Genomic DNA, 25,813 nt, shown 5'->3' on the forward strand with positions numbered 1-25,813 from the left:
AAAGGATAGAGGTTTCAGTATCGGGTGAGAGCGTACTCGAACGCCGGGTAGCCAGGTTCAGGATCGTGGCTAGGGTCGGATATCGCCCTGCAGGGCTCGTCGGCGATATTCACTGGGGGTAAATCCTGTCTCTTTCTTGAAAGCAGTGTTGAATACGGACTTCGAGTTGAAGCCAGAGTCATACATAGTTTGCAGAATATTTGCCTGATTGGCTGCATCGGCCAGGCGCGATTTCGCCTCGTCGATGCGATAGCGACTGACGAACTCAAAGAAATTGCAGCCAAAGCCTTGGTTAATGGCCCGTGAAACCTCTCTTGAAGGGGCGCCCAATTTCCGTGAAAGTTGTTCCAGGGTCAGGTTGGGGTGCAAGTGGGGCTTTTCCTGGTGCATTAACTGTTGGAGCCTGACCTTTAAAGTTTGATCAAACTGCGGCGTGGGCTCTTCTTCCAGCAAGGCGGCCTGGTCTGCTGCCAATCCAGAGAAAACAACGGGTTGGCGAAGAGAGTTTATCATCAGAAAATTGATGAAAATGAAGCCCGTTACAGCGCCAGCGCCGGCCACCCACTCGGTTCCAGGCACGCTTCTAAACACATGCGCTGTAAGGCAGTACATCATGCTCACGGTCCAAGCCACTGCATAGCCGATCAGAAGCGTCCGTAACCACGCAAGTTGTTTGTTTTCAATACTCGAGAAAATCTGTCGAATACCAAGGCCGAAACGGTTAATCGCACGAATAGTCGCGTACAGGTAGCCCAGAAAGACCGCGTGAATAGCGACTGCAAGAAGGGGAGAGGTAAGTACGCCCGGGTGGTCCCGTTCAAGCAGAATCTGAACTTTGGTCTCGCTTGGCTGTAAATAATATTCAATCAGAAAAATTGCGCCGACCACCCAGAAGAGCAACGTGTGCACGAGATGCTTCCCGCGTAACTGGAAATTCTGATACATCAGCGATTGCGCATATAGATAGAGCGTGCCGGCTTGTAGAAGTCCGATGAGTGTTCCGAGGTAGGCGAAGTTTGGGTACTGGAGCGCAAGCCCGCTGCCATAGAGGAAGATCTCTCCCAGCCCGGCGGCGAAGAACACCAGAGTGGCAACCAGGAGTCGGTTAGATATGAGCCCACTGTTGGATGGAAGTAGGAGAAAAACGGCAAGAGCCAGCGATTGAATGATGCTCGTCAGCAGCACAATGTCGGTGAGTGTCAGATACATGCCAGATTCAGCTCCGCTTCAAAACCATCCTGCCGTCCTGTTGCCGGCGATCTGAGATGCAGGGTCATGCCGGCACCTTTAGCAATCGCATCGGCAATCGCGAGGCCCAGGCCAGAACCTGCAGCGTCCGTTTTGGCGCGTGCAAACCGGTTTCTTAAAAGAGCGAGCTGTTCCGGTGGCACTCTTGCACCGCCATTGCAGACCCTTAAAACCCCATTATCGTTCAGGTTGATCTTCACCGGCTCGCTACGGGAACCATGCTTAAGGGCATTCTCGATCAGGTTACGCACCAGGATGGCGAAGGCATCGGGATCAAGAAAGGAGTTCACTTCGCGCTCCGGCAGGGATAAAACAACTCGCCCGGGTGCCTGGGCCTCAAAATCCCGGGCAATCATCGCGAGGATGGGCACAAGATCCTGCTGGCTTTGTGAGAGTGCACCGCCACCTTCTGCTTTTGCCAACTCGAGCAGTTTTCCGGACAGCACCGAGAGACTGCGTAACGCTTCTTCAATTTCTGCAACATCATTCTTGAGATAATCATCGGGCATTCTGGTTTTCAGTCGCTGCACTTTGGCAAGCGCTGTTGCCAGGGGAGTTCGCAGTTCATGGGCACTGTTGGCGGTAAAGCTGCGTTCTGATTCGAGAGCACGATGCAAACGCTCAAGCAGCCGGTTGATGGCACCGGCGATTGGTTCAAATTCACGGGGTAACTGCTCTTCTACAACAGGGGACAGATCTCCCGCGCCGCGGGATTCAATGTCTTGCTGAAAATCGACCACCTTACGAAGGGAAAGCCGGACAATCCACCAGACACCCAACAGGCTGACCGGAATCAGCACCAGTAAAGGCAACAGTAAGGCTAATCCCGCCTCCAGAGCGGATTCACGCCGGTGCGCCAAGGGTTCGGCCACTTCAAGATAGATGGTATAGCTGACTGCAGATACGCCATATAGCCGGTGGGTCAGAGTATCTGAAAACCCTTCCGCGGGGGTCCTGCTAAACACGCCAGGGTCGGCATCGTGGGACTGGAGCAGAATATTTCCAGCTTCGTCCCGTACCAGATAGGTCAGGTATTCGTCATGGTCTTTCAGGGCTGGGGCCTTTTGATTGCCCGCGCCGTTCTCACGGTTCAGGATGTCGGTGACCGCCAGTGGCAGTATGCGCTGGGCGGTTTCTTCCAGGGCACTGTCGAAGACCTCGTTCATTTCATGCTGTGCCACCAGTCCCGAAGCGGTCACGCCCAACAGCCAGAGTAGGGTGACACCGAGTGTCAGGCCGATACCGAGTGTTTTTTGCAGGCTGGTTCTAGTGGTCATGTGTTTCCAGGCGATAGCCCATTCCCCTGACGGTTACGATAGCGTCCCGCCCCAGCTTTTTACGCAGACGGCTGACATAAACTTCGATGGTGTTACTTTCGATTTCGGCCCCGAAAGCGTATAGACGATCCTCCAGTTGCGATCGCGATAACAGCATTCCGGGTCGCTGGATAAAGCCCTCAAACAATGCCCACTCCCGTGCCGTAAGTTCTACCGGCAGGCCGTTGCGACTGATGCGGTGATCGCCAAGATCAATCATCAGCTCGCCCACTTGTATGATCGGGCTTGGATTGCCGCGATATCGGCGAGCCACCGCGGCCACGCGGGCCGACAACTCCGAAAGATCAAAGGGTTTGACCAGGTAGTCGTCAGCACCGGCATTCAATCCTTCAATCCGGTCAGACACCTGATCCCTGGCGGTCAGAATGATCACCGGTGTTGTTATTCCGGTAGCCCGGATCGTTCGCAAAAAGCCGAAGCCATGGCCGTCGGGCAGCATCAGGTCCAGCAGAATCAGGTCGTAGGCTGTGGTCCTGATACTCGCCTCAGCAAAGCGCAGAGTTTGCACCCAGTCCACGGCGTGGCCGTCGTCCGCAATCTGATCCCGGACCGCCTCGCCCAATCCCGCCGTATCCTCCACCAAAAGAACCCGCATTGTTCACCTCTGACCCAGCCCTGAAATCAAGATACTACAGCTCGAACCTGACAACAGCCTGAATGGTCAATAACGCTTCGATCTCTCTTCACCGACCTTCAGCTGGCTGTCAGGTTTGGGCGCTAGCCTTCGGGGGAATATTCCAGGTACCGATCGCAGGAGATGTGATGATGCGGATGATTTTTCCTTTCGTTGTGTTGGTTTTGGGCCTATGGGCCTGGAACCTCTTTGCAGGTCCTGGGGCCGGTTCTCCCTGGGCAGTCTATGACCAGAGCCTGCTGCTCAGTGGGCTGTTATCCATTGCTCTGATGTCACTGACCATGATGCTGGCACTGCGCCCAGCCTGGTTGGAGAGACCGCTGGGCGGGTTGGATCAGATCTATCGCACCCACAAATGGGCGGGCATTCTGGCAGTGGTATTCGCGGCAGCTCATTGGCTGATTGAAATGGGTGACGATGTTATAGAGTCGATTTTCGGAAAGGCCGGCAGGCTGCACGATCAGGATTATTCCGGGTTCATCGACACCATGCGCGATGCTGCGGAAGAGGTAGGGGAGTTGGCCGTCTATCTGCTGTTCGCCATGCTGTTGATCACTTTGTGGCGCAAGTTTCCCTACAAATACTGGCGTTATTTGCATCGCGGCATGCCGGTGCTTTATCTGTTGCTCGCTTTCCACGCGGCGTGGCTGACTCCGCTGCAATGGTGGCAGCAGCCAATCGGACTACTGATGGCCATTTTGCTCTTTGGCGGGAGCATCGCCAGCGGGCTATCTCTGACCGGCAGAGTTGGTCGTCGTCGCCAGGTTCGCGGCATGGTCACCGCGATCAAAACACCAGACCGGGACGTCACCGAAGTTACCTGCCACATGGGGCCGGCATGGCCCGGTCACCGTGCGGGGCAATTCGCCTTTGTGACCTTCGACCGGATTGAGGGTGCGCACCCGTTCACCATCGCCAGTGCGGATCGGGAAAATGGCACTGTTACCTTCCTCATCAAATCCCTCGGAGACTTTACCCGCAATCTGAGCCAGAAAATCAGCGTGGGGCAAACCGTAAATATAGAAGGCCCTTACGGCTGTTTTAACTTCGATCGCCGCAACCGCAAATCCCACCAGATCTGGATAGCCGGTGGCATCGGGATCACGCCGTTTCTGGCCTGGCTCGAAGCTCTAAGCAGCGCCACCGACGCCACCGTGCCTGAAGCCGATCTGCATTACTGCACGCGCAACGCCGGCCAGGATCCCATGGTGGATCGACTTCGGGCGCTTTGCGATGGCTTTCCCGGGATACACCTCGAGATTCATGACAGCAGCAAGGGGCAGGGGTTGTCTGCCGAGACGTTGTCTACCAACGGACGCTCGGCAGCAGGCGCAGAGGTCTGGTTCTGCGGCCCGGCAGGGCTGGGGGAAGCCATTAGAAACGGCTTGCGGGCAGCACCCTTCCGCCTGACTCGCTTCCATAAAGAAGCTTTTCAGTTCCGCTGAAATGGCCTCGTTTGTTCAGGTCGTTGTCAGGTTAGCGCCTTAGAGTGGATTTAACACAACCAGCAGGAGAGACACCATGAAGACCAAACCCATTATTCTGAGCCTGTCTTTGTTACTTCTGAGCGGCACCGCACTGGCCGATGACGACTGCGATGATCCGGTGGCGAGTTGGCAGCCCCGTGAAAATCTGCGTGAAAAGCTGGAAGCCGAAGGCTGGACAGTTCACCGAATAAAGGTTGACGACGGTTGTTATGAAGTCCGGGGCCTCGATGCCGATGGGGTCAGGGCAGAAGCCTCTTTCGCGCCCGCTTCATTGACCATGATGAAATGGGAGCGTGAAGACAGTGACGATGAGGAGAGGGACCGCGGCAACAGGAAAAATGGACAGGACAATCCCAAAAGTCAGGCGCCACGCAACGGCATCGTCAAGGGGCGTCCCACGGTTACCGTTGAGTAACTGAGCGAATTTGCCCTGTTCCTTTAACGTTCATCAGGTTTTTGGAGACCATTTATGAAAACGTTTGTTCTCACTTGCAGCCTTTTCGCCGCCTTGGCTTTACCGGTATTCGCCCAGGCCCGTGACGTGACCTTCACTACGGAACTACAGAATTACGGCGGCGATGGAGCCTATCTGGCGCTGTATCTTACCGATGCCGCCGGAGAGTATCAGGGTACCCTTTGGGTTTCCGGGAAGAAATCTAAATACTACAAACACCTGGGAGGCTGGGCCCGGGGCAGTGGGCTTGATCCTGCAGAGTATGACGGCTTGACTGGCGCCAGTGTTACCAGTGGCCGCACGCTGAAAGTGACTCTGAACCTCGATGATTCGCTGATCGACAACGGCTATGAGGTTCGAGTCGACTCTGCTGTTGAAGATATGCGCGATATCAGAGCCGATGTGATAGCCCCCCTGACCACCGAAGGGTCCGGAAAGCCGGTTTCAGGACGTGGTTACGTGCGCGCTCTGACCTACGAGCTTCAATAATTCACCAGGAGCATCGGCTATTATGTTGCGCAAGTTCCACAGTTTACCGGGTTTGCTTGCAGGCGTGTTCCTGATCGTTCTCTCGGTCACGGGAGCTGTGTTGGCTTTGGCTCCGACGCTGGATAGAGTGTCAGCGGTCATTCCGGCTTCCGGTGAAGTCAGTATTGCCGAGCTGGCAGACCGGGTCGTTGCTCTCTATCCCGGGACTGAGCAGATCGTGCGAGAGCCTTCTGGCAAGGTCATTGTCTATTACAGCCGTGACGGCCAGGCCGGTGCGGATCTGGTGAATCCGGTAACAGGTGAGGGCACGCCCTACGAACCTTCCGCATTCTTTGGCTGGATCAAGGATCTGCATCGTGCGTTTATGCTGGATGATGCCGGTAGAGCGCTGGCCGGCGTATTGGCTGTTTTGATGGTGCTTCTGTGTCTTTCGGGAATATTTTTGATAGCCCGGCGTACCGGGGGTTGGAAGAATATATTAAGACCGCTTTCCGGCTCTGGCGGGAAACGAATCCATGCCGAATTGGCCCGGTTTGCCGTGCTCGGCCTACTGTTATCCGCGCTGACCGGCAGCTATATGTCCGCACAGCGCTTTGGTTTGCTGGCTGAAGCGCCTGACACCGGGCCAAGGTTTCCGGCTGAGGTCTCGGGCGGGCAACCATCGCCTGTGGGCACCTTAAAAGCCCTAGGCAATTTCGATCTTGGCGAACTCCGGGAACTGGTGTTTCCCTATCCCGGTGATCCGCAGGATGCCTATTCACTGTCAACCGCCGGCGGCTCCGGATTCGTGGACCAGGCTACGGGCGAGTTGCTGCAGTTCGAGCCGCGCTCTGACAGCGGCGTATTGCAGGACTGGATTGTACGTTTGCACACCGGTGAAGGCCTATGGTGGCTTGGCCTGATTCTTGGCGCTGCGGCACTGACTGTGCCAGCTCTCTCGATAACAGGTGCAACCATCTGGTGGCAGCGTCGCCGGTCTTCAGGGCAGCTTCCTGACAACGCCGATGCCGCTCAGGCGGATACAATTATTCTGGTCGGCTCCGAAGGTAATGCCACCTGGGGATTTGCCCGGGAACTCCATAGCAGCCTGAATAAGGCCGGTTTCCGCGTGCATTGCAGCGAGATGAATGCCCTGGCTAAGCAGTATCCGCAGGCTTCCAGGCTGTTCGTGCTGACTTCGACATACGGCGATGGTGATGCACCCGCATCGGCCCGGCAGTTTATGGCCAGGCTCAAAGAATTCCGGGCTGAGAAGAACCTGCGATACACGGTACTGGGTTTTGGTGACCGGCAGTTTCCGAGCTACTGTCAGTTTGCCTTAGAGGTGGATGCAGTGCTCGCCCGTAAAGGCATGAACCGATTGCTCGCCATTGAGTTGATTGACCGGTGTTCTGCCGCCCAATTCAGTGAGTGGGGAAGCCGGGTTGGTGAACTTATCGGACTGCCGCTTTTGTTGAACTACAAAGCGTTGCATCCTGCTACGGTAAAACTGGAACTGGTAGAAAGGGCGGACTACGGGATCGCGGTGCAGGCACCAACCAGTATCTTCCGGTTCAAGCTGGCGGAGCAGGGCGGATGGCCAAGGGTTTTTCCAAGAAGATTTAAAGCGCTGCCACCCTTCGAGGCGGGAGACTTAGTTGGGGTTATGCCCCCCGACGGTCAAGCCCCGCGGTTCTACTCGCTCGCGTCCTCAGCTAGCGACGGGATTGTTGAGATATGCGTCCGCAAGCAGCCCGGCGGTCTATGCTCCGGGTACTTGCATGACCTCAAGCCGGGAGCTTGTATCGATGGTTTTATCCGCCCCAATCCAGGCTTCCGGCCAGCTACAGGTAGCCAGCCAGTTATCCTAATCGGTGCAGGTGCCGGCATTGGTCCGTTAACCGGTTTCATCCGAAAAAATACCAGACGCAACCCTATGTATCTGTACTGGGGCGGTCGCGATTCCAGTTCGGATTTTCTCTACCAACCCGAGCTCGGGCGCTATCTTGACGATCATCGACTGAGCGCGCTGAACACTGCCTTCTCAAGAGCAGACGAGCGCACCTACGTGCAGGATAGGCTAAAGCAGGATGAGTTAGCGGTACAGCAGATGGTTAGCACCGGTGCGCAGATACTGGTCTGTGGTGGCCGGGATATGGCAGCGGCCGTGCGGCAGGTGATAGGAGACATTCTCAAACCCCTGCACATCGATATTGAAACGCTGAGAGGCCAGGGGCGTTATCTTGAAGATGTGTATTGATGGACAAAGCCACAATGCCGAGCAGAGTCTATAATCTCAAAGCACACCGCATCGCGTCCTGAACAGGAGGCTGAAACATGCCATCCACAGAAAATGACAGACTGCTAAGCGAGCACCAGCCAAATGCCGTTCGTGCACGGCTTGCCGGTCCCGTTAAGGCATCGACACTTCCAGACGCTGTACTTGGCGGCATCGATGGCTGCGTTACAACGTTTGCGGTTGTATCGGGTGCGTTCGGCGCAGGTTTCTCGCCACAGGTTGCGTTGGTACTCGGCTTTGCAAACCTGATTGCAGACGGCTTCAGCATGGCGGTAAGTAATTACGAAGCGGGCCAGGCGCAGTTGAATCAGATCAAATTTGCTGAACGCACAGAACGTGAACATATCCGTGCTGTGCCAGAAGGTGAACGTGAGGAAATTCGCCAGCTGTTTCAGGCGAAGGGATTCGACGGCGAATTGCTGGAGCAAGTAGTGGAGGCTATCAGTCGTAATCCCGATGTGTGGGTAGCAACCATGTTGCGAGAAGAGTACGGACTCTCGGGTGCCGGACTCAGCCCACGCCGAGCCGCGTTGACTACCTTCGCCGCATTTTTGTCGGTTGGTGCTTTACCTTTACTGCCTTATGCCATCCCGGGTCTGGAGAGTCAGATTCAGTTCCTGACGAGTCTTGGTTTGGCAGGCGTCGTCTTCTTGGGTATCGGAATGCTAAAAAGTATCGTCTATGGCTTACCAGCAATGCGATCAGGACTCCGGACTTTGATCATGGGTACGGCCGCAGCGGGGCTGGCGTTTGCTACTGGGCATTTTGCGCAGGGGTTATTGGGGGGTTAGTTCTTCAGCGGTGAATAGACAATTTAACATAATATTTCCCTAAGAGCTGATATTCATTCGCGTACCCGCTATTGGAATTAACGGCGGATTTCTCGCTCTGTTCGCCCAATGAGTGTAGTTGCAGAATTGAATTTTTAAAGCACAACTCATGCTGAAATGAAAATTATTTAGCAAGGGCCAGTCGTCGACTAATTACTGCGCAACTTTATGAATTGTGGAAAAAATGGTGTCGATATCATTGATGCCAAAGGCTTAGCGTACAATTTTTTCCGTTTCGTGAACTGACCCCACCATTGCTCTGAATCCTGGGTGCTGCTGTATGTGAGGCGCTGGCTAACGGCACCGATGCAGACGAAAGATGGTAAGCAGGAACGACGGAACGTTGGCACACCACAAGGTGGCCCGTTATCGCCAGTTCTGGCAAACCTGTTTCTGCATTATGCATTGGATCGTTGGCTGACCGTTCGTCATCCGGATATCCCATTCTGCCGATATGCAGATGACGGAATACTGCGTTGTCGAAGTGAGCGTGAGGCTCAGTATCTGCATTCCCAGCTAGATATGCGTGAGGTGGACCCAATAGCTATTCACAGAGATGCCCAACAAACGAGTATACTGGCCTGTGTTTGTCCAGGCTGCTCGGATAAATCACCATCAGCTCCTTGCTAAGGCCAGGCTCACTCACGGGAATAGCCACCAGACTTCCATTTTGGACCTCCTCCCGTACAGAACTTTCAAGCACCAACGATGCGCCAAGTCCGACCTTAACCGCTTGCTTGACGGCTTCGGTGCTACCCAGCTGCATAGATACCGTCGGAAATGGCCCATGCTCACCGAAGTAGGTCGCCAAAAGCCGGCCAGTGCCGGTGCCGGGTTCGCCGCCGATCAGAGCCATGTTAGACAGCGTATCGCGGTCGATATCGGTTCGACGGGCTAACGGGTGACCAGGCGGAACGATTAGAACAACGGGCTCGTTACGCCACGCCTGAGCATGGAATCCGGGTAGATCATGCCACCACTCCATAATCGCCACGTCCAGCTCACCGTCCGATAAATGCCGTGCAATAGTCGGATTGGAATCTATTACCACATCCACCTCGGGCCCTACGCCCAGCTCCTTGTAACGACGGATGTAGGGCTGGAGCATATAAATCCCAATATTGGAGCTCGCCCCAACGCGAAGTCGAGCCTCCATAATGGAAGATCTCGCCTGCTCCTCCAGCCGGAGCAGACTTCGGGCAAAAGGCAACAAGGTTAAGGCAGCCCGGGTTGGCTCACAGCCAGAGCGCCCCCTGTGGACCAATAAAACGCCAAGTTGGTTTTCGAGTTTTTGAAGGTGCTGGGACAGTGTGGGTTGTGCGATGTCCAACTGGCGGGCTGCGGCCTGAAACCCGTTGTGGTCCAGCACCGCCACGAAATTCTTCAGCCAGACAAGATTCAGCATGGGCCGCTCTCGCGGCCACTGGGATCATTGATCGCATCACCCGGCCGCTCACCCCGAAGCACTTGCAGAATGTTCCGAGCAGCGCGTTGCTCGATAGCCAGACGCACCTGGCTGACTGCCGATCCGATGTGAGCAGTAAACAGCGTGTTGGGGTGGGCCCTGAGCCCCTGGGCGATCTCCCTCGGACGATCTTCTCTCGCCCAATCTTCCATCTCAAACACATCAGCGGCGTACCCCCCCAACTGACCGGATTGAAGCGCTTGCAGAACACTACCCTCATCCACCACAGATCCACGGCAGGGATTGATAAGGAATGCGCCCGGTTTCATTCCTGTTAGCGTTTCGCGATTAATGGTGTGGAGGGTTTGCTCATTGAGCGCCAGTGCCAGGATCACAATATCTGACTGGGCCAGCAGCATCTTGAGGGGAGTATGGGACAAACCCAGTGCCTGCTCATGCTGCACGGGTAAACGTTCCGGCTGGGAATAGATTAAATCCGCTCCCCATCCGTTCAGGCGCTGCGCCACCGCTTGGCCGATGGCCCCCATACCCACAATACCAATCCGTGAGCCTTCGATCCCCTGCCCATAGAAGCGTGGTGTCCAGCCAGTAAATTCACCGGATCGAACGAAGTGGTCCGCCGCCTTGACTTGTCGGGTGAGACTGATCGTCAGCCCGACCGTTAGCTCTGCAGTAGGCACGGTTAGCAAATCCGGTACAAATGTCAGCCAAACCCCATGACGCGTGCAGGCATCCACATCAAAGTTGTCATAGCCTTTCAGGGCTGCACCAATCACCTTCAAGCGCGGACACCCCTGTAGGAACTCCACTCCAACTCGGTCTGGCATGAACGCCATCATCGCATCAGCGTCTGCAACGCGCGCAGCCACTTCCTCCTGGGGCAACGTGGCGCCGGATTGGTTGGTGACCAGCTCGCAATCTTGGGCAAGTTCATCCAGAACACTGTCATGGATCTTATGGGTTATCACAACCTTGGGTTTCATCGACGTTCCTTATTTGAATTTCTTACGAAGGCGGCCACTGAGACTGTCCACGACGGTGACCATCAACAAGATGACAATGAGAATGGCGCTGACTTCCTGATACTGCATGATTCTCAGCGAGCCCATCAATTCGAAGCCAATACCACCGGCACCCACCATGCCCATTACGGTCGAGGCACGGAAATTGTATTCCCAGCGATAAATGGACACGTCCGCGAATTGAGGAAGTGCTTGTGGCAGCACGGCGTGATAGAGCACCTGCAAGCGAGTAGCGCCGGCAGCATCGGCCGCTTCCACTGGCGCCTCATCTACATGCTCAATCGCTTCGGCAAAAAACTTTCCAACCATGCCAATGGAGTGAAGACCGAGCGCCAGTACGCCAGGCAACGCCCCAAAACCAACAGCAGCCACGAAGATGATGCCCATGATCAGTTCCGGGACTGAACGCAAACCGTTTAAAAGGGTTCGAGTTACTTGGAACACCACCGGATGTGGAGAGGTGTTGCGCGCAGCCAGGAATGCCAGTGGCACAGACAAGGTTACTGCAATGGCAGTACCGGCAATGCTCATCGCAAGCGTGTCGATTAACGGCGACACCCAGCTGGCCACATTGGTGAAGTCAGGTGGAAGAGATTCGCCAATGAGTGTGCCTATGGCTGGCACGCCATTGGCAAGTGTATTGAAATTGAGCAGCCCTACGTACCAACTTGCGACAAAAATGATGAGCAGCACTAACAGCGACTGTCCGAGTTTTTTCCGCCAGCCTTTCGCGTGCTCATCCAGCACGGAGGCCGACGGGGCCGGCGACAGAGTCGCCGGTTCCGTCGTTGTATAGTTCATGGGGCACTCCTCACATTTTTGCGAAATCAAGATTGAGCAGGCCACCCATAGCGCGGATGACATCGTAATCTTCGTCGGTAATTGCCGCGAATCCCTCAGCCTTCAGGTTGTCGAGAATCTCCGGGTCATCGATCTGCAGAAAGGCTTTCTGAATGTTGCTCTTCAGCTCAGGGGCCAGGTTCGAACGCATGGCCCAGGGGTATTGAGGAAAGTCACCGCTGTAGCCCAGCACTTTGACCTTGCTCCGATCAATCAAACCGCGGTCCATCACATGCTCGAAGATAACTTCGGACAACCCTCCGGCGTCGGCATTGCCATTGGCGACGTTAACCGCAACAGCGTCATGGCTACCGACGAAATGAGCCTCATAGTCCTTTCCGGCTTCGAGCTCTGCCTTCTCAAGGAGTACGGTCTTGGGGATCAGGTGGCTGGAAGTGGATGCGCGGTCACCGTAGGCCATTTTCTTGCCTTTGATATCCGCGAAGGAGCCAACGCCAGAGTCCGCATTGGCAATAATGATGGAGCGATAAGTCGGCTTCCCGTCTACCACCATGGCGGCAAAGGGTTCAATGTCACTCTTACTCTTGGCCATCACATAGGACAACGGACCAAAGTAAGCCAGGTCAATTCGGCCAAAACGCATGGCTTCGATCATGGAGGAGTAATCGGTGGTAACAATCAGTTCTACTTCCTTACCAAGAGTGGTTTCCAGGTAATCCTTCAAAGGTTGGTTTCGCTTGATCAGTTCTGACGCGTTCTCATCCGGCAGCAAGGCAACTTTCAAAAGATCAGGGTCTGTATCTGCGGCATGGGCTGACCAATGGATGCCGAGCATCATTATCAGAGCCAGCAAAGAGTGAATCATTGTCTTCATTGTGCTATCTCCAGTACGTCTGTCGTTATCGGGGTGGTCTTAGGTTTATGGATGGCTGGTTTGCCTTCCGCAGCTACCACGCTGGGTGAACGGTGGTAAATCTCGTCCAGGTGTTTCGATTTCAGGTTTTCAGGAGCATCGTCAAAAACGATATGAGCGTTCGAAAGGCCGATGATCCGGTCTGCAAAACGCTGGGCGTATTCCAATTGGTGCAAGGAAATAACCGCGGTGATTCCATCTTCCTGACAAATATCGCGCAGTAGGCCGAGTACCTTTTCAGAAGTGGCCGGATCCAGGCTGGCAACGGGCTCATCGGCAAGAATCATGGATGGTTGCTGCACCAATGCTCTGGCGATTCCAACCCGCTGCTGCTGGCCGCCGGACAACTGATCTACTCGGGAAAGCGCTTTGTCAGCCAGACCTACGCGGTCGAGGCATTGCAGAGCCAACTCCAGGTCCTGCCGGGGCAGGGGAAGCAGGCTTCGCCAAGTACCGTGATACGCAAGTCTGCCTGTCAGCACATTCTGTAACGCGGTGTATCGTTCGATCAGCTGGTGATGCTGGAACACCATGGCGGTGCGGCTGCGGTGCTGTCGCAGGATTCTACGGTTGGTCAGTTCACCAAACTCGCCAGACACAACCTTCCCGGTTGTGGGCTTAACCAGGTGATTCAGTGAACGAAGCAGAGTGGATTTACCCGCGCCTGAAAGTCCCAGTAGCACGGTGAATTCGCCCTTGTGAAAGTGAACGTTGGTGGGTTTGAGCGCGAGGACGTTTCCCGGGTAGGTTACGCCCATACTCTCGACTCGAAGCATCACATTGGTTGATTGAGTTGGCGCCACAGGATCACCTTTTGCAATAAATAAGCTCGCCGTATTGCGAGTTACAATTGAACGGTAAAGCTGAGAGATGACACTGTCGTGTCACTGACGTGACAGGTTGATGAAGTGCTTTTGGTTCGCAAGGATTTTCCGAAGGGCTCTGTGAAATACATGGAGCTCAGCCAAAGTGGAACGAGCCACCCAGGAGCTTAAGCAACAAAAATTGCGTTCCACCGTCAGTCGGCGAATCTCACGGTACAGTTCGTCCGTGCTGAGTTCATCGAATTGCTTACCGACTATACTCTTGCCTTCGAGGAGGTCGGACGCGCTCTCCAATAGGTCGCGCTTCCAGGTGCTGACTATGGTGGGGTGGATCTGGAAACGGGCAGCAATTCAAGGTGTGGCCTTAAGGGTGGGCAAGGACAGCCTTGCACTTACTAATTCGAAATAAAGTAAGCGAACATTACCCAGAGATAGAAGCCAAATCCGGATGGCCAAAAAACGATTTCAATAGTCGTGGCAATTTTTGCAAACGTCGAAGCTGCCGGTAAACAGTGCTCCGAAGTTGTTCTTTGCTGTTAATGATCTTTTTACCGACGTGATGGTATTTGATATAGCCCCAAACAGACTCGTCAGGATTCAGCTCCGGCGAGTACGGCGGCAGGAAGAACAACCTGAGCTTGCCGTCGAGACTCTCAACATAGTCTCGAACCCGACGAGCATGATGAACCGGGTGGTTATCGAGGATCAGGAAAACCGGCTTGTCAACGTCTTGCACCAGAGCCTTGAGGAAACCAAGAAACGCATCGGTGTTCATGTTGCCCTGAATGGTCTTAAAGCGAAGCTCGCCGCGAGGCGAGATGGCCGAGATCAGATTGATGCTGAAGCGACTGCCCGTATTACGGATGATCGGAGTTTCACCCCTGGGTGCCCAGGTGGTGCCACTGTGATAATCAGACCGAATGCTGGCTTCATCGCCGAAATAGATGGTGGCGCCGACTTTTTTTGCTTCCTTGCGAATTTCCGGGTAGGTCTCTTCTTTCCATTGTTTCACGGCCTCTGGTTTTTGCTGGTAGGCCCGATGCAGGGGTTTCTGAGGCGTCAGCCCCAGGTTTCGAAGCAGACGACCGACCGAGACATCGCTTAACCGGACGTTGAACTTTTGCCGGATGAGCTCACGCACTCGGCCCCGAGTCCACAGGGCAAAATCAAACTTCAACTGGTCCGGCGTAAAGGTCGTTATCCAGATATACAGCTCCCGGATCTGAGCACCGCTCAGTTTCTTGGGACGACCGGAAATCTGCTTGGCCTTGAGCGCGTCAAAGCCACCCTCGCGGTAGGCAGCCAGCCATTCATAGATTCGTGCTCGGCTCATCCCCAGCGCTTTGATGACGACTTCTGGACTCTCGCCATCCATGACCCGTTGAACGGCGCGAACGCGAATGGCTTCTAATGTTTTGTGATCAAGTTTACGACCGTCATCGTGGCGCATGTGTGTAAATATCCGATAAGCTTGGCGAACGGAGCCTACATTATAAATGATGTTCGCTTACTTTCGAACCCATTAGTAGATGCATTTTACTTGGCCAGCGTAATAGGGCAAAAGTGCCTTGAGCGCATCTAAATTGTCACCCTGAATTAGCATGTTAATCGTACCCCGGTCACCATAGCTCAGCTCAGGAACTTCTTCTAACAGGCGATACGGGGTGCGCTCAGCAATGCGCTCATCTTCGTCTCTGGTCAGCCATCGTAATGTTGGCATGGATTCTATTTCTTCCTTTAGAACGTTGATCTGTATTTAGGCTTTACGGGGGAAAATTTACACTCTTTTCATAGTAATTTTTGCTCTATCCTGCGGAGAGAAGCGTTTAATGTCGTGCGGCTAACTCCAAAATGCTGCGCCACCTCAGTCTTGGTGATCTTCGGGTCCAATAACATCGCGGCGGCTTTCTGTGTGTCCGTCTTGGACAACGCCGGCTTCCGGCCGCCCTTGCGCCCCCTGGCCCGAGCAGCCTCCAATCCAGCCATTGTCCGCTCCCGAATCAGGTCTCGCTCAAACTCAGCCAGGGCCCCGAAAATATGGAATACCAGGCGGCCGCCTGAACTGGTGGTGTCGATGGATTCCGTCAGGGACTTAAAGCCAATCCCACGATCCTGGAGGTCCTGAACAATCTCCACCAGGTCCTTCAATGATCGGGCGAGGCGGTCCAGCTTCCACACGATCAGGATATCGCCCTTCCGGAGCGTACGGAGACACTGCGACAGCTCAGGTCGCTCCCGGAGAGTTCCGGTGAATTTTTCCTGAAACACCTGTTCAGCCCCGGCTTTCTCCAGGGCATCCACTTGGAGTTCGGGGTTTTGGTCTTGGGTGCTGACGCGTGCATAACCTATGATCATAAAAGGCACCTTTTCTGTTCATAGATTGTTGTACGTGATTGTTGGACGCGAAACAAGCCGAAATTGGGTAATTTTGAGGGGTGAACGAGAGTGTCCAACAAACGACCATTTTCTGTTCAAAAACATAGCCCGGCAAAGCGCGGGACCTTAGGTCAGGACAAGGGCGCGGCCGCAACACTAGAGTGACAACGCAATGGCTGCCGTCCAAGCCAGGATGAAACAAAAGCGAACATTGGGGAGCTTTGCAAAGATACACGCTCCCACCGGAAAGCGGAACTTTCTGCCTCTCCGGGACGGTAAGTTCGCAGTAGTTTTATAAACGTCCTTGGAAACGGGACAGAACTACTCTCTAGTCTGGCGCCATTAAATAGTTGACGCGGCCCTATCTCTCAAATACCTAGAATAGGACTACTACTGCAAACGATCACCCGCATCGCTCCGCGTGTAATGGCAACGTAGAGGTTCTGCTTTGTCAGCTGGTCACCGTTGAGGATGACCACGACTTCAGCCTCCAGGCCTTTGAGCAGTAGGGTACTGCCAACACCTCTGTTAGGGATTTTTCTGCCTTTTGCTCGATAGTTTTCCCGAACTTGGAGAGCCGCTTCTTTTAAAGTAACTCCTTTTTGGTGAGCTGAACGTAGCGATTCGATACCACTGAAAAGAAGGGCTGGGCGGAAAACCCGGGTGCCGTTCATGGTGTGACAAACTTCCAAATACCTGGCCGCGGTGTCGTAAGAGGGGGTCTTCTGGAAGTTCAGAGCTTCTAGTTCCGCCGGTGAAGGCGACTTTCTTGAGCGTCCGCTATTGATCGTGGCAAGTCGTTTAGCTAGTTCGACAGAAGAAACACCGGTAATGGTACTTTGCGCAAATGCAGCGAGTACAGAGAGCCCATTCTCAGCTCCAGGGTTAAAATCCTCTGCGAACCCAATCAGTTGGTTCAGCGAGACCGCCTCAACCACAACAGCTCCTGGGGTCTGTTTTGCGCAGTCATGATGCCCAGTTACGTTGGTCGCTTCGCCAATAACAAGTACCCGCGCACCAGGTTTTGATATTGTCGTCTTCGCGGCCTGACGTCTAACCTCCGCATCATTTCCGCTGCCGAGTGGGTGCCACTCGACGCCAAGGGATGGAGCCTGCCGCAGGTCAATTGCACGTCCTGCAAGAAGCTCTCCACGGGCGAAAAGAAGCCAATGCCCTAAATCTTCGGCTCCAGCATTTTTCCAACGCCAGGGCGTATTAAGTTCCCCTGAAGCTGGGAAAAATCTGCTGACTTCTTGTTCCCAGTCGACCAAGACATTCCCACCAAAACTGAATATCGCCTGCATTGGATCCCCTAACACGCAAGTACGAAGTTCTTGGGCGAGAGCGCAAACGATTGCATGCTGAACAGTGTTGCAATCTTGGTACTCGTCAACAATCACACGGTCGTATGAGGCTTGAAGTAATGCCCATAAGTGACGACGCTGAAGTAAGATGCTCGCGGCTTGGCGTATAGCAGGATAATCCCGACGAGGATTTAGTACGTCAGTGATGCTGGGGTCATGTCCAGAGACGGAGGGAAACATCTTGATGAGTTTCAGTGCCCAGCCATCTATTGTTACTAACCGGTACCGATTGCTGGAAACACCAGCACGATTGAGTCGTGTTCGAAGAGCAGCTACCCCGGCATTGGTATGGGTTAAGACTAAAATTGGCTTCGAACCGGAATGAGCCTTAAGCGCTTCAGTTATAAGTTCCGTTTTCCCACATCCGGCTGGAGCCATCACGGACCCTCGATCAATAGCCAAGAGATCGATTTCAGGCATCCCGCATCTCCACCCAAATGGAAAGCTCACTCATTATTGTGAGTAAATCTGGCGCTGATCGGTTTAGTGCAGGAGCAATAATGTCTCTGGTCACTGCCTCCATAATTCCTATGCTTTTGAACCAGCCTCTTTTTTGGCTGGCCGCCCTGCCAAGGCAAGCCCGGGTTTCCTGTGAGAGCGCGCCTGTCGTTAGTTGCTCATCGATAATCGTCTGGGATCCCATCGTGCCATCTGACACCGTCCTCAAGTGGCTATCAACCAAGTCCTCGTGATGCTCAATTGCACGATAGAGAAGGTCAATGCAAGCATCGCTTGGTAGGCTGTTAAACAATTGTTGTTCAAGAAATAAGGGAGCCTGCCAATGCAGTACTTGCCCATGATTTTGAGTAAATTCGGCTTCTAATAAGGGGTTTGGTTGGATATCAGCATCTCTCACCACCATGACCCGATAGCCGAGCTTTTGAAAGGCTAAAGCTCGCTCGTAAGCTTTGTCTGGGTGGCCGCCACCAATGTCGACGAGGGATGCGCCTAAAGCGGTGAAAGAAGGGGCACCATGGTCCGCTCTATATACATCAACTCCTCTTAAAAAACCCACCTCCGTTGCGCCTTCACAAACGATGACACTCCGAGCGAGAAAGGCCTCTGGGAACAGGCGTATCGTCCCTTGGAGTTGGTCGGTCTGGCCTATATTTGCAACAAAGTGATCATCAGCTGTTGGGCGAATTACCGTAAGCTGGGAACCATTGAGTTCTCTCAATGCGATAGGGGAGTGTGTTGTTGCAAAAACCTGGCGTTGTGGCTCCGAGTCCTTTGAGCCAAGTGACCGTAATAGACTGACAACACGATGTGGCTCCAATCCATACTCCAGCTCATCTGCGAGAACAATCGTCGATCCCGTGACTGTATGGCGCTGTAGTCCCGAAATTAAGAGCCTGCTAGAACCTACACCCATAGCCTTAAGTGGAATACCCTCGGCGTTGTGGAGGGCAATAGTTCCTGATCCAAACGAGACTGAATGTGAGTCAAGTAAGGCTTGCGCGCTACCACCGACATTCACTCCAAGGTCGCTTGCTGTATCCGTGACGATACCAAGTGCATCGGCAAGTTGGCTATTGGCTTGAGTGCCAAATGCCTCACGGGCATCACGCTCTGCCTGGATCAGTGCAGCTGAAGCATCCGCACGCTCTTCCGTCAGCTTGTTTAGAACTGACCCTCTTTGCCAACTTAAATTGTAGTCAGAGCTAGTCCCAATCCGCGTTGGCGCCAACATGACTTTCTCCCTCCAGGCGACCTGGCGAACAATGCCTTCAGCATTCGAACGTTCGGAATGTATCGTCCAGGAGGGTTCAAGGTCGCTTTCTACTGTCAGGGAGACCTGCAAAACCGGTTCTAGATTTGTTTGCGGCTCATCGTAGAGTTGGCTTTTGGCAGCGTCATAGCCTTTGAGAAATATTCCATAGGCATCGATCGACAAAAGTTCCTCAGGGAGCATGCCCACTATGATATGAACTTGGATCGGATTGGAGGTATCCATCCTATGAAAATCAGTATCAGCGAAAGGCACGTTTCGGCGAGCCCCAAGGCAAAGATCAATAGCATCTAGAACGGTCGATTTTGAACTATCGCCTGGACCAATTAAGCAATTCATCCCTGGCTCCGGTTGCCAACTTAGTTTCTTAATCCCCCTGAAATTTTTGATTACGATCCATCTGATGCAGGCCACTTACTATCTCCTTTCCGACCAATGCAAAACGGAAAGTCTAGCCTATTAAGACATGTCCGGGGTATGAGGCTTCTCAATTGCTGAGTCCACCTAACAAACGTAGGCGTTCCTGCGGCCGTTATTGCCCCATTTGAATGTTCGCTTTGCGACCAGGTTGGCCAGCAGAGAACAATCTTTTGAGCCATACTTAAAGGCCCTTACCCTCCGAAGAGGGCCACGTCATGACGTTTCCTACCAGCAAAGTTCCCTGGAACAAAGGGAAGCTCGTCGGCCAGAAGCTGCCGCTCAAACTCGAACAAATATGGGCTATCCGTATTCGGTTAGAGATAGCAAAGAACATCCGCGAGCTGGCGATGTTCAACATGGCAATTGACTGCAAACTCCGATCCTGCGATCTGGTAAAGCTATTGGTTCGAGATATTTCCAGAAACGGTGAGGTTCTGGACCGGGCGCAAGTCATCCAGCAGAAGACCAGTCAGCCTGTTCAGTTTGAGATAACCAAAAAGACGCGCGAATCGGTCGAAGCATGGATCGAGTTGCGTAGACTCTCAGGGATGGATTATTTGTGGCCGAGCCGGATGCGAAAGTTCGACCATATCACTACTCATCAATACGCCCGTCTTGTCAAAAAGTGGATTACGAGCATTGGACTTGACCCTTCCGTCTACGCAACCCATTCAATGAGACGTAGCAAAGCGACATTGATTTACAAGAAGACCAAAAATCTTCGAGCCGTTCAGTTGCTGTTGGGGCACACGAATATGTCGAGCACCGTGCGGTACCTTGGTGTCGAGGTCGAGGATGCTCTGGAGATAGCTGAGAGTATTGAGATCTAGGTGCGTAACTTGTGTCCTTGGTCCCTTTGGATGCCTCAGACGCTGCAAGCCCCGGTCGATGATCACCCTCGGGTTACAGGCTCCTCCCGTCGCTTTATGAATATTACTTTTGTGCCATTAGCGGACACTAAATCTTGTCACCAGGTGATCAAAAACCAATCGAACACGTTGTGGTACTGGACCACGTTGAGGGCGATAAATAAATAAATCCCAAGGCTCAGGCTCGGCCTCTTCTAACACTCTCACAAGTTTCTCTTGGCGTAATAAGTCTTGGGCCAAAAAGTCAGGAATTTGAGCAAACCCCAGTCCATTTTGTACACCCATTAATTCAGCTTCGGCGTCGGCACTTCGAAAACGTGTTATGGATGGCATCCACTGTCTGTCCATGGAAAAAACCCATGGCCAAAGCTTTCCCGTATTGCGATCTACTAACCCTGTAACCGGCAAGTGGTTTAGATCTTCAATAGACGCAGGCCTTCCCACTCTATCTATTAAGTCAGGCGAAGCCACGACATACAGATTAATTTTGGCGAGCTGGCGGGCAATAAATCGACTATCCCTCATGAAGCCGATACGAATCCCAATATCTATTTTTTCGTCAACTACATCCACGCGCTCGTCACTGAGTGTCAGGTCTATATCCAGTTGAGGGTGTACTGTTGAGAGTTCCATTAATGCTGGCATCAAGCATTTATGACCAAAACCAACAGGCGCTGCGATACGAACCCGCCCTTGTAATTCATTACCCGAGTCAGGGGCACTTGTTTGAAACAATTCATCTACAGCGCGCAGGCGTTCTTTTGCGATCACAGCAAATTTTTCTCCAACCAGGGTCACTTGTATGTGTCGCGTATTTCGATGAAATAAAAGCTCCCCTTGCAATCGCTCTAACTCCTTCACTGCTCGCGTCACTGCCTGAGGAGAAATTCCCAGACGGTTAGCCGCTTCTTTAAAGCTGCGAGACTCTGCAGCAGTACAAAATATCCGGAGCATTTCCAATCTGTTAAGCATCACAGTCACACTCAGGTTTGGTATGCATACACAAATATTATTCCAAAATCTGGAATTGTCAAATCAAAACGTTTCCATTTATTGGTTTTTGAAGGTGAGGGATGATTTGCATGTCAGGTAGACATAGTCATTCATTCAACTGATTTGAGGATATTAACTATGAGTAGTGTTTTAGCAAACAACATCAGCGGTAAGGTCGTTGTGATCACTGGTGGTAGCAGCGGTTTAGGCGAGACCACGGCAAGGCATTTAGCCAGTCTTGGCGCATCTGTTGTTTTAGGTGCCCGACGCATCGACAAGCTTGAAGCTATTGCTGCTGACATACGCACAGCAGGCGGAAAAGTTGCGGTTCAAGCGACAGATGTGACTAGCCAGGACGAAGTGAAGGCCCTTGTAAATCTTGCACAAGAGCGCTTCGGTAAAGTTGATGTGGTTATCAATAATGCAGGGTTAATGGCGATTGCACCGTTAGCTGAGACTCGAGTTGACGAATGGGATCGCATGATTGACATCAACGTTAAAGGTCTGCTGTATGGAGTGGCCGCAGCGCTTCCGATCTTTCAGGAACAGGGATCCGGCCACTTTATCAATATTTCGTCCGTAGCGGGTATCAAAGTATTCAGTCCCGGCGGCACGGTTTATAGCGGAACCAAATTCGCTGTTCGCGCAATTGCCGAAGGCTTGCGCCATGAAGTTGGGGGTAAAATTCGTTCAACAATCATTTCACCAGGTGCAGTCGAATCTGAATTAAAACATGGAAGTTCAGATGCTCAGGGTGCAGCCTTTGTAAAAGATTTTTATCAGCAAAATGAAATTCCATCTGAATCTGTTGCTCGTGCTATCGCATACGCAATTGAGCAGCCTGCGGATGTGGATATCAACGAGATTGTTCTGCGCCCAACGGTTCAAGAATTTTAATTCGTTTAATAAAAGACCTATTAACCAGCGGGTGATTTAACCACCCGCTGAATATTCAGATTGTGAGGTTATTGATGACTGCGTTAAACGGACAAATGCGTGCTTTGATATTAGATAGCTATGAAGAAGGTACAGTATTCCGGGATGCCCTGATTAACTTACCCTCTCCATCAGCAGGTCAGGTGCAAGTAAAAATATTTGCGAGTGGCGTCAATCCTATTGATTACAAGATCCGCCGAGGTATCGCGCCTTATGCCATGCCGGAATTACCCGCAGTACTTGGCACCGATTTGGCTGGAGAAGTTGTTGCTATCGGCGACGGCGTCACCGACTTTGCAGTAGGCGATGCAGTTTATGGTCTGACTGGCGGAGTGCGAGGACTGCAAGGCTCATTGGCTGAGTATGCCAACGTAGATGCTGAGTTACTTGCTCTCAAACCGAAAAATTTGTCCATGCGTGAAGCTGCGGCTTTACCTCTGGTTACACTTACCGCTTGGGAAGGTTTGGTTGACAAGGCGAATGTTAAAGCGGGCCAGAAAATCCTTATCCAGGGTGGAGCTGGCGGAGTTGGGCATGTAGCTGTGCAAATTGCTAAGGCCTTAGGTGCCGACGTTTATGCCACTGCATCGACTGGAAAACAACAACTCCTCAAGGCGCTTGGTGCCACGCCAATTGATTATCACACTGCAAGCCCTGCTGAGTACGTGGACGCATACACCCAAGGCAAAGGATTCGATATCATTTACGACACTGTCGGTGGCTCTGTACTCGATGCCTCATTAGGTATCATTGCACATTATGGACATATTTTAAGCTGTGCTGCATTCAGCTCACATAACCTGGCACCGTCGTCATTACGCTCTGCAACATTGTCAGCGATTTTTGTGTTACACCCACAGCTCAGCGGAGAGGGGCGCAAACATCATGGTGACATTCTGCGGCAAATTACGGCTCTTGTTGAAGCTGGACAAATTAAGCCAATACTCGATCCGTTACGCTTTTCCCTTGACACGGCCATGGATGCACATAATGCCGTAGAGTTGGGGTCCATGGGTAAAGTCGTTATTGATGTAATTGCTTAAAAAGACATTGTTGAGGATGCATATGAGCCCAAGAAAACTAATTCGAACTGTTCGCTTCCATGAATTAGGTGGCCCCGAGGTATTAACTATTGACTCGCTGGCGAGTCCAAGTTTGCAGGCCACTGATGTTCGTATTGCGGTCAAAGCTGTTGGGCTCAATCGTGCTGATGCCATGTTTAGGCGAGGCCACTATATAGAAAAGGCTGACTTCCCTTCGCGAATCGGCTATGAAGCATCCGGGATAGTCATTGAAGTCGGGGAAGAGGTGAATCATTTACGCCTTGGGGAAGAGGTTTGTATTGTCCCTCAGATGGGGCTTTCCCAGAATGGCTGCTACGCAGAAGAGATTGTCGTACCAAGTGAATATGTGGCACTCAAACCGGCAGGGCTAACCTTTGCTGAAGGCGCAGCAGCTTGGATGCAGTACCTGACAGCTTATGGCGCTTTGGTCGAAATTGCTAACGTGCAAAAAAGCGATGCAGTACTGATAACCGCCGCATCGAGCAGTGTTGGATTGGCTGCGATTCAAATTGTGAATTCTCTGGGGGGTATCCCTATCGCTACAACTCAAACAGGAGCTAAAAAGGCTGCTGTGCTCAAGGCTGGCGCGGCCCATGTGATTGCAACCCAAGAAGAACCGCTACTGGATAGCTTGAGAAGCATCTTGGGAGCAAACAATTTAAAAATGGCATTTGATGCTGTCGGTGGGCCGCAGATAGCTGAAATTGCTGAAGCAATGAGCCCTGAAGGAACAATAATAGTGCACGGAGCATTAAGTCCCGAAACAACCCCTTTTCCCTTAAAAATAGCACTTCGTAAAAGTCTGACAGTTAGGGGGTATGTGTTTACTGAAGTTATAAAAGACATCGAGCGTTTTCGCAGAGCAAAGCAATTTATCCACTCGGGTTTATCCGAAGGAACACTCAAGCCTGTCATTGATCGAAGCTTTAAATTTGAAGAGATAGTAGCAGCGCATCACTATCTGGAGTCAAATCAGCAGATTGGTAAAATAGTGGTCGAACTTGATTAACAGTTCGTAGCTTCCGCTAGTCTCTGGCCGGCGCATAATTCACCGCCAGAACAATAAGAAAAAGGGGTAGTGTATGGTAATTAGCGATCTTCTCTGGCGGCGTCCGCGCCATCACATGGATGTCGATGAAAACCACGACCACGTGCACTGGGTGGAACTTTTCTTCGATCTGGTCCATGTAGTGACAATTTTCATTCTGGGAAATTACCTGTCCCATCATCTGGGGTGGCAAGGATTCTGGGTGTTTACCGGACTGTTCCTGGCAATTTTCTATGCCTGGGCAGACAGCTCGCTCTATAACTCGCTGTATATCTCCACGGACATGCCGCATCGCGTGGTGATGGCACTTAAGATTGTCACGATGATGACCGTCGCGGCGGCGATTCCCGACGTGGCCGGTGAAGGCTGGACGTATTTCGCGCTGGCCTATGCGTTGAATCGGGCGCTGACGGCCTATCTTTACTGGCGGGCGCGCTGTACCGACAACGCGGCCAATAGACTGGCGCAGGAACAGGCGCGGAATTTTTTCGTGTTGGCCGGGGTGTTCGCGCTGTCGGCTTTTTTGCCGACACCGGTTGCCTACTGGGTCTTTGCCGCCGGCGTGGCAGCAATCCAGCTGCAGTACATGCTGCCGCGCGTGGGCACGCTCCGCTTCGAACGCTTTGTGCCTCAACTCGGACACATCTCGGAGCGCTTCGGCCTTCTGATGTTGATCTTGCTGGGTGAAGGCTTCTTTAAACTGGTGGTCACGCTGGCCGACAAGGGCGTCTACAGCGTCAGCGCGGGTACGCTGTTCAATGTGACCATGGGCGGCTTGTCCCTCTTCGCGCTGGCCTGGACTTATTTCGACTGCGCCGGCAATGAAAAACCGAAGAGCCTCACCAGTGCCGTGCTGCTGAGATACTGGTTTGCTCACATCGTGATTTTGTGGAGTGCGGTGACGATTGGCGTTGCGCTGGCCGGACAAGTCTACGTCGGCCTGTGGGAGCCTTATCCGCCCGGCTACGCCGCGCTTGGCTCGGTCGGCCTAGCGGTGTTTTTAGCTTCGCTATGGGCGCTGCGTCGAACCGTGACTGATGCCACCGACAAATACCACAGCGGCGGTCTGAGGCTGTTCGGCATTGTCATGGCACTGGTTGTGCTAGCCGTTCATCCCCTCGTACCGTCGATTGTCAGCAACGGGCTTTGGGTCCTGGCGCTGTTCTCGCAGATTGGTGTGCCGATTTTTCTGGCGCTAACCCGAATTTCTCATGCGGCATAAAAAGAAGCGGCTGAAAGTGCTATAGTTTCAGGACCTTACACCATCACCA

Annotated in this window: 25 protein-coding genes; 11 read left to right on the forward strand and 14 right to left on the reverse strand. The window is 52.9% G+C overall.

From position 1 onward, the window contains the following. Positions 1 to 69: 69 nt before the first annotated feature. From ACNSOI_RS06705 to ACNSOI_RS06715, 3 genes are read right to left on the reverse strand one after another with little or no spacing between them, the layout of a single operon-like run. Positions 70 to 1,209 (reverse strand): helix-turn-helix domain-containing protein, encoded by a 1,140-nt coding sequence (locus ACNSOI_RS06705; protein ID WP_019677804.1) that lies wholly within the window; start codon positions 1,207 to 1,209, stop codon positions 70 to 72. Then, positions 1,200 to 2,525 carry an ATP-binding protein gene (locus ACNSOI_RS06710; protein ID WP_019677803.1) on the reverse strand — a complete coding sequence of 442 codons (1,326 nt, stop codon included), beginning with the start codon at positions 2,523 to 2,525 and terminating at the stop codon, positions 1,200 to 1,202. Before ACNSOI_RS06710 ends, ACNSOI_RS06705 begins: the two co-directional genes overlap by 10 nt. Continuing rightward, positions 2,515 to 3,180, reverse strand: a complete 666-nt coding sequence (locus ACNSOI_RS06715) for a response regulator transcription factor (protein WP_011786648.1) — start codon at positions 3,178 to 3,180, stop codon at positions 2,515 to 2,517. The genes ACNSOI_RS06710 and ACNSOI_RS06715 overlap by 11 nt, the downstream gene beginning before the upstream one ends. A 167-nt stretch (positions 3,181 to 3,347) precedes the next feature. On the opposite strand from ACNSOI_RS06715, the gene ACNSOI_RS06720 reads away from it, so the two are divergent. The 6 genes from ACNSOI_RS06720 (at position 3,348) to ACNSOI_RS06745 (ending at position 9,387) form a co-directional block, all read left to right on the forward strand. Next, positions 3,348 to 4,664 carry a ferric reductase-like transmembrane domain-containing protein gene (locus ACNSOI_RS06720; RefSeq protein ID WP_094625966.1) on the forward strand — a complete coding sequence of 439 codons (1,317 nt, stop codon included), beginning with the start codon at positions 3,348 to 3,350 and terminating at the stop codon, positions 4,662 to 4,664. A 76-nt stretch (positions 4,665 to 4,740) separates the two neighbouring features. Then, positions 4,741 to 5,121 (forward strand): PepSY domain-containing protein, encoded by a 381-nt coding sequence (locus tag ACNSOI_RS06725; protein ID WP_019677800.1) that lies wholly within the window; start codon positions 4,741 to 4,743, stop codon positions 5,119 to 5,121. Positions 5,122 to 5,175: 54 nt separating this feature from the next. After that, positions 5,176 to 5,649 carry a DUF2271 domain-containing protein gene (locus ACNSOI_RS06730; protein WP_011784788.1) on the forward strand — a complete coding sequence of 158 codons (474 nt, stop codon included), beginning with the start codon at positions 5,176 to 5,178 and terminating at the stop codon, positions 5,647 to 5,649. Between the two features lie 22 nt (positions 5,650 to 5,671). Continuing rightward, positions 5,672 to 7,888, forward strand: coding sequence for a PepSY domain-containing protein (locus ACNSOI_RS06735; RefSeq protein WP_420195401.1), 2,217 nt, complete (start codon positions 5,672 to 5,674; stop codon positions 7,886 to 7,888). A gap of 77 nt (positions 7,889 to 7,965) precedes the next feature. After that, positions 7,966 to 8,718 carry a VIT1/CCC1 transporter family protein gene (locus tag ACNSOI_RS06740; RefSeq protein ID WP_094625964.1) on the forward strand — a complete coding sequence of 251 codons (753 nt, stop codon included), beginning with the start codon at positions 7,966 to 7,968 and terminating at the stop codon, positions 8,716 to 8,718. A gap of 321 nt (positions 8,719 to 9,039) precedes the next feature. Next, a complete protein-coding gene (locus ACNSOI_RS06745) occupies positions 9,040 to 9,387 on the forward strand; it encodes a reverse transcriptase domain-containing protein (RefSeq protein ID WP_227513362.1) in 348 nt (115 codons plus the stop codon). Here ACNSOI_RS06745 and ACNSOI_RS06750 read toward each other — a convergent pair. The 10 genes from ACNSOI_RS06750 to ACNSOI_RS06795 all read right to left on the reverse strand — a co-directional run bounded on the left by ACNSOI_RS06750 (position 9,302) and on the right by ACNSOI_RS06795 (position 19,626). Beyond that, positions 9,302 to 10,162 (reverse strand): LysR family transcriptional regulator, encoded by an 861-nt coding sequence (locus ACNSOI_RS06750; protein WP_094625963.1) that lies wholly within the window; start codon positions 10,160 to 10,162, stop codon positions 9,302 to 9,304. The genes ACNSOI_RS06745 and ACNSOI_RS06750 overlap by 86 nt on opposite strands. Further along, complete coding sequence (locus ACNSOI_RS06755; protein WP_011783502.1) at positions 10,156 to 11,166, reverse strand: phosphonate dehydrogenase; 1,011 nt, start codon at positions 11,164 to 11,166, stop codon at positions 10,156 to 10,158. Before ACNSOI_RS06755 ends, ACNSOI_RS06750 begins: the two co-directional genes overlap by 7 nt. A gap of 9 nt (positions 11,167 to 11,175) precedes the next feature. Continuing rightward, a complete protein-coding gene (gene phnE / locus ACNSOI_RS06760) occupies positions 11,176 to 12,006 on the reverse strand; it encodes a phosphonate ABC transporter, permease protein PhnE (RefSeq protein WP_011784781.1) in 831 nt (276 codons plus the stop codon). A gap of 10 nt (positions 12,007 to 12,016) precedes the next feature. Next, positions 12,017 to 12,880 carry a phosphate/phosphite/phosphonate ABC transporter substrate-binding protein gene (gene phnD / locus ACNSOI_RS06765; protein WP_011784780.1) on the reverse strand — a complete coding sequence of 288 codons (864 nt, stop codon included), beginning with the start codon at positions 12,878 to 12,880 and terminating at the stop codon, positions 12,017 to 12,019. Then, positions 12,877 to 13,722, reverse strand: coding sequence for a phosphonate ABC transporter ATP-binding protein (gene phnC / locus ACNSOI_RS06770; RefSeq protein ID WP_011784779.1), 846 nt, complete (start codon positions 13,720 to 13,722; stop codon positions 12,877 to 12,879). The genes phnD and phnC overlap by 4 nt, the downstream gene beginning before the upstream one ends. Positions 13,723 to 14,164: 442 nt before the next feature. Further along, entirely contained in the window at positions 14,165 to 15,193 is a 1,029-nt protein-coding gene (locus tag ACNSOI_RS06775) for an IS630 family transposase (RefSeq protein ID WP_094625962.1), read from the reverse strand. A gap of 72 nt (positions 15,194 to 15,265) precedes the next feature. Then, positions 15,266 to 15,463 carry a hypothetical protein gene (locus ACNSOI_RS06780; protein ID WP_094626173.1) on the reverse strand — a complete coding sequence of 66 codons (198 nt, stop codon included), beginning with the start codon at positions 15,461 to 15,463 and terminating at the stop codon, positions 15,266 to 15,268. A gap of 68 nt (positions 15,464 to 15,531) precedes the next feature. Then, positions 15,532 to 16,098, reverse strand: coding sequence for a recombinase family protein (locus ACNSOI_RS06785; protein ID WP_094626172.1), 567 nt, complete (start codon positions 16,096 to 16,098; stop codon positions 15,532 to 15,534). A gap of 389 nt (positions 16,099 to 16,487) precedes the next feature. Further along, positions 16,488 to 17,903, reverse strand: coding sequence for a UvrD-helicase domain-containing protein (locus ACNSOI_RS06790; RefSeq protein WP_094626171.1), 1,416 nt, complete (start codon positions 17,901 to 17,903; stop codon positions 16,488 to 16,490). Next, entirely contained in the window at positions 17,896 to 19,626 is a 1,731-nt protein-coding gene (locus ACNSOI_RS06795) for an ATP-dependent nuclease (RefSeq protein WP_420195402.1), read from the reverse strand. The genes ACNSOI_RS06790 and ACNSOI_RS06795 overlap by 8 nt, the downstream gene beginning before the upstream one ends. A 221-nt stretch (positions 19,627 to 19,847) precedes the next feature. On the opposite strand from ACNSOI_RS06795, the gene ACNSOI_RS06800 reads away from it, so the two are divergent. Beyond that, entirely contained in the window at positions 19,848 to 20,462 is a 615-nt protein-coding gene (locus tag ACNSOI_RS06800) for a tyrosine-type recombinase/integrase (RefSeq protein WP_248185677.1), read from the forward strand. 117 nt (positions 20,463 to 20,579) lie between these two features. Here ACNSOI_RS06800 and ACNSOI_RS06805 read toward each other — a convergent pair whose 3' ends face one another. Then, the gene (locus tag ACNSOI_RS06805; protein ID WP_420195403.1) at positions 20,580 to 21,473 is read right to left on the reverse strand and encodes a LysR family transcriptional regulator; all 894 of its coding nucleotides are present in this window, start codon (positions 21,471 to 21,473) and stop codon (positions 20,580 to 20,582) included. A gap of 159 nt (positions 21,474 to 21,632) precedes the next feature. On the opposite strand from ACNSOI_RS06805, the gene ACNSOI_RS06810 reads away from it, so the two are divergent. The 4 genes from ACNSOI_RS06810 to ACNSOI_RS06825 all read left to right on the forward strand — a co-directional run bounded on the left by ACNSOI_RS06810 (position 21,633) and on the right by ACNSOI_RS06825 (position 25,764). Then, the gene (locus ACNSOI_RS06810) at positions 21,633 to 22,391 is read left to right on the forward strand and encodes an SDR family oxidoreductase (protein WP_007153525.1); all 759 of its coding nucleotides are present in this window, start codon (positions 21,633 to 21,635) and stop codon (positions 22,389 to 22,391) included. A gap of 74 nt (positions 22,392 to 22,465) precedes the next feature. Then, positions 22,466 to 23,473: a zinc-dependent alcohol dehydrogenase family protein gene (locus ACNSOI_RS06815; protein ID WP_153740096.1), complete on the forward strand. Its 1,008-nt coding sequence runs from the start codon at positions 22,466 to 22,468 to the stop codon at positions 23,471 to 23,473. Positions 23,474 to 23,495: 22 nt separating this feature from the next. Next, on the forward strand, positions 23,496 to 24,503 hold the full coding sequence (locus ACNSOI_RS06820) for a zinc-dependent alcohol dehydrogenase family protein (RefSeq protein ID WP_420195404.1): 1,008 nt from the start codon (positions 23,496 to 23,498) through the stop codon (positions 24,501 to 24,503). Positions 24,504 to 24,576: 73 nt separating this feature from the next. Further along, positions 24,577 to 25,764, forward strand: coding sequence for a low temperature requirement protein A (locus ACNSOI_RS06825; protein WP_420195405.1), 1,188 nt, complete (start codon positions 24,577 to 24,579; stop codon positions 25,762 to 25,764). Positions 25,765 to 25,813 lie beyond the last annotated feature (49 nt).

The organism is Marinobacter sp. GH_1 (assembly GCF_048595985.1).
In the GTDB taxonomy this organism is placed as follows: Bacteria; Pseudomonadota; Gammaproteobacteria; order Pseudomonadales; family Oleiphilaceae; genus Marinobacter; species Marinobacter shengliensis.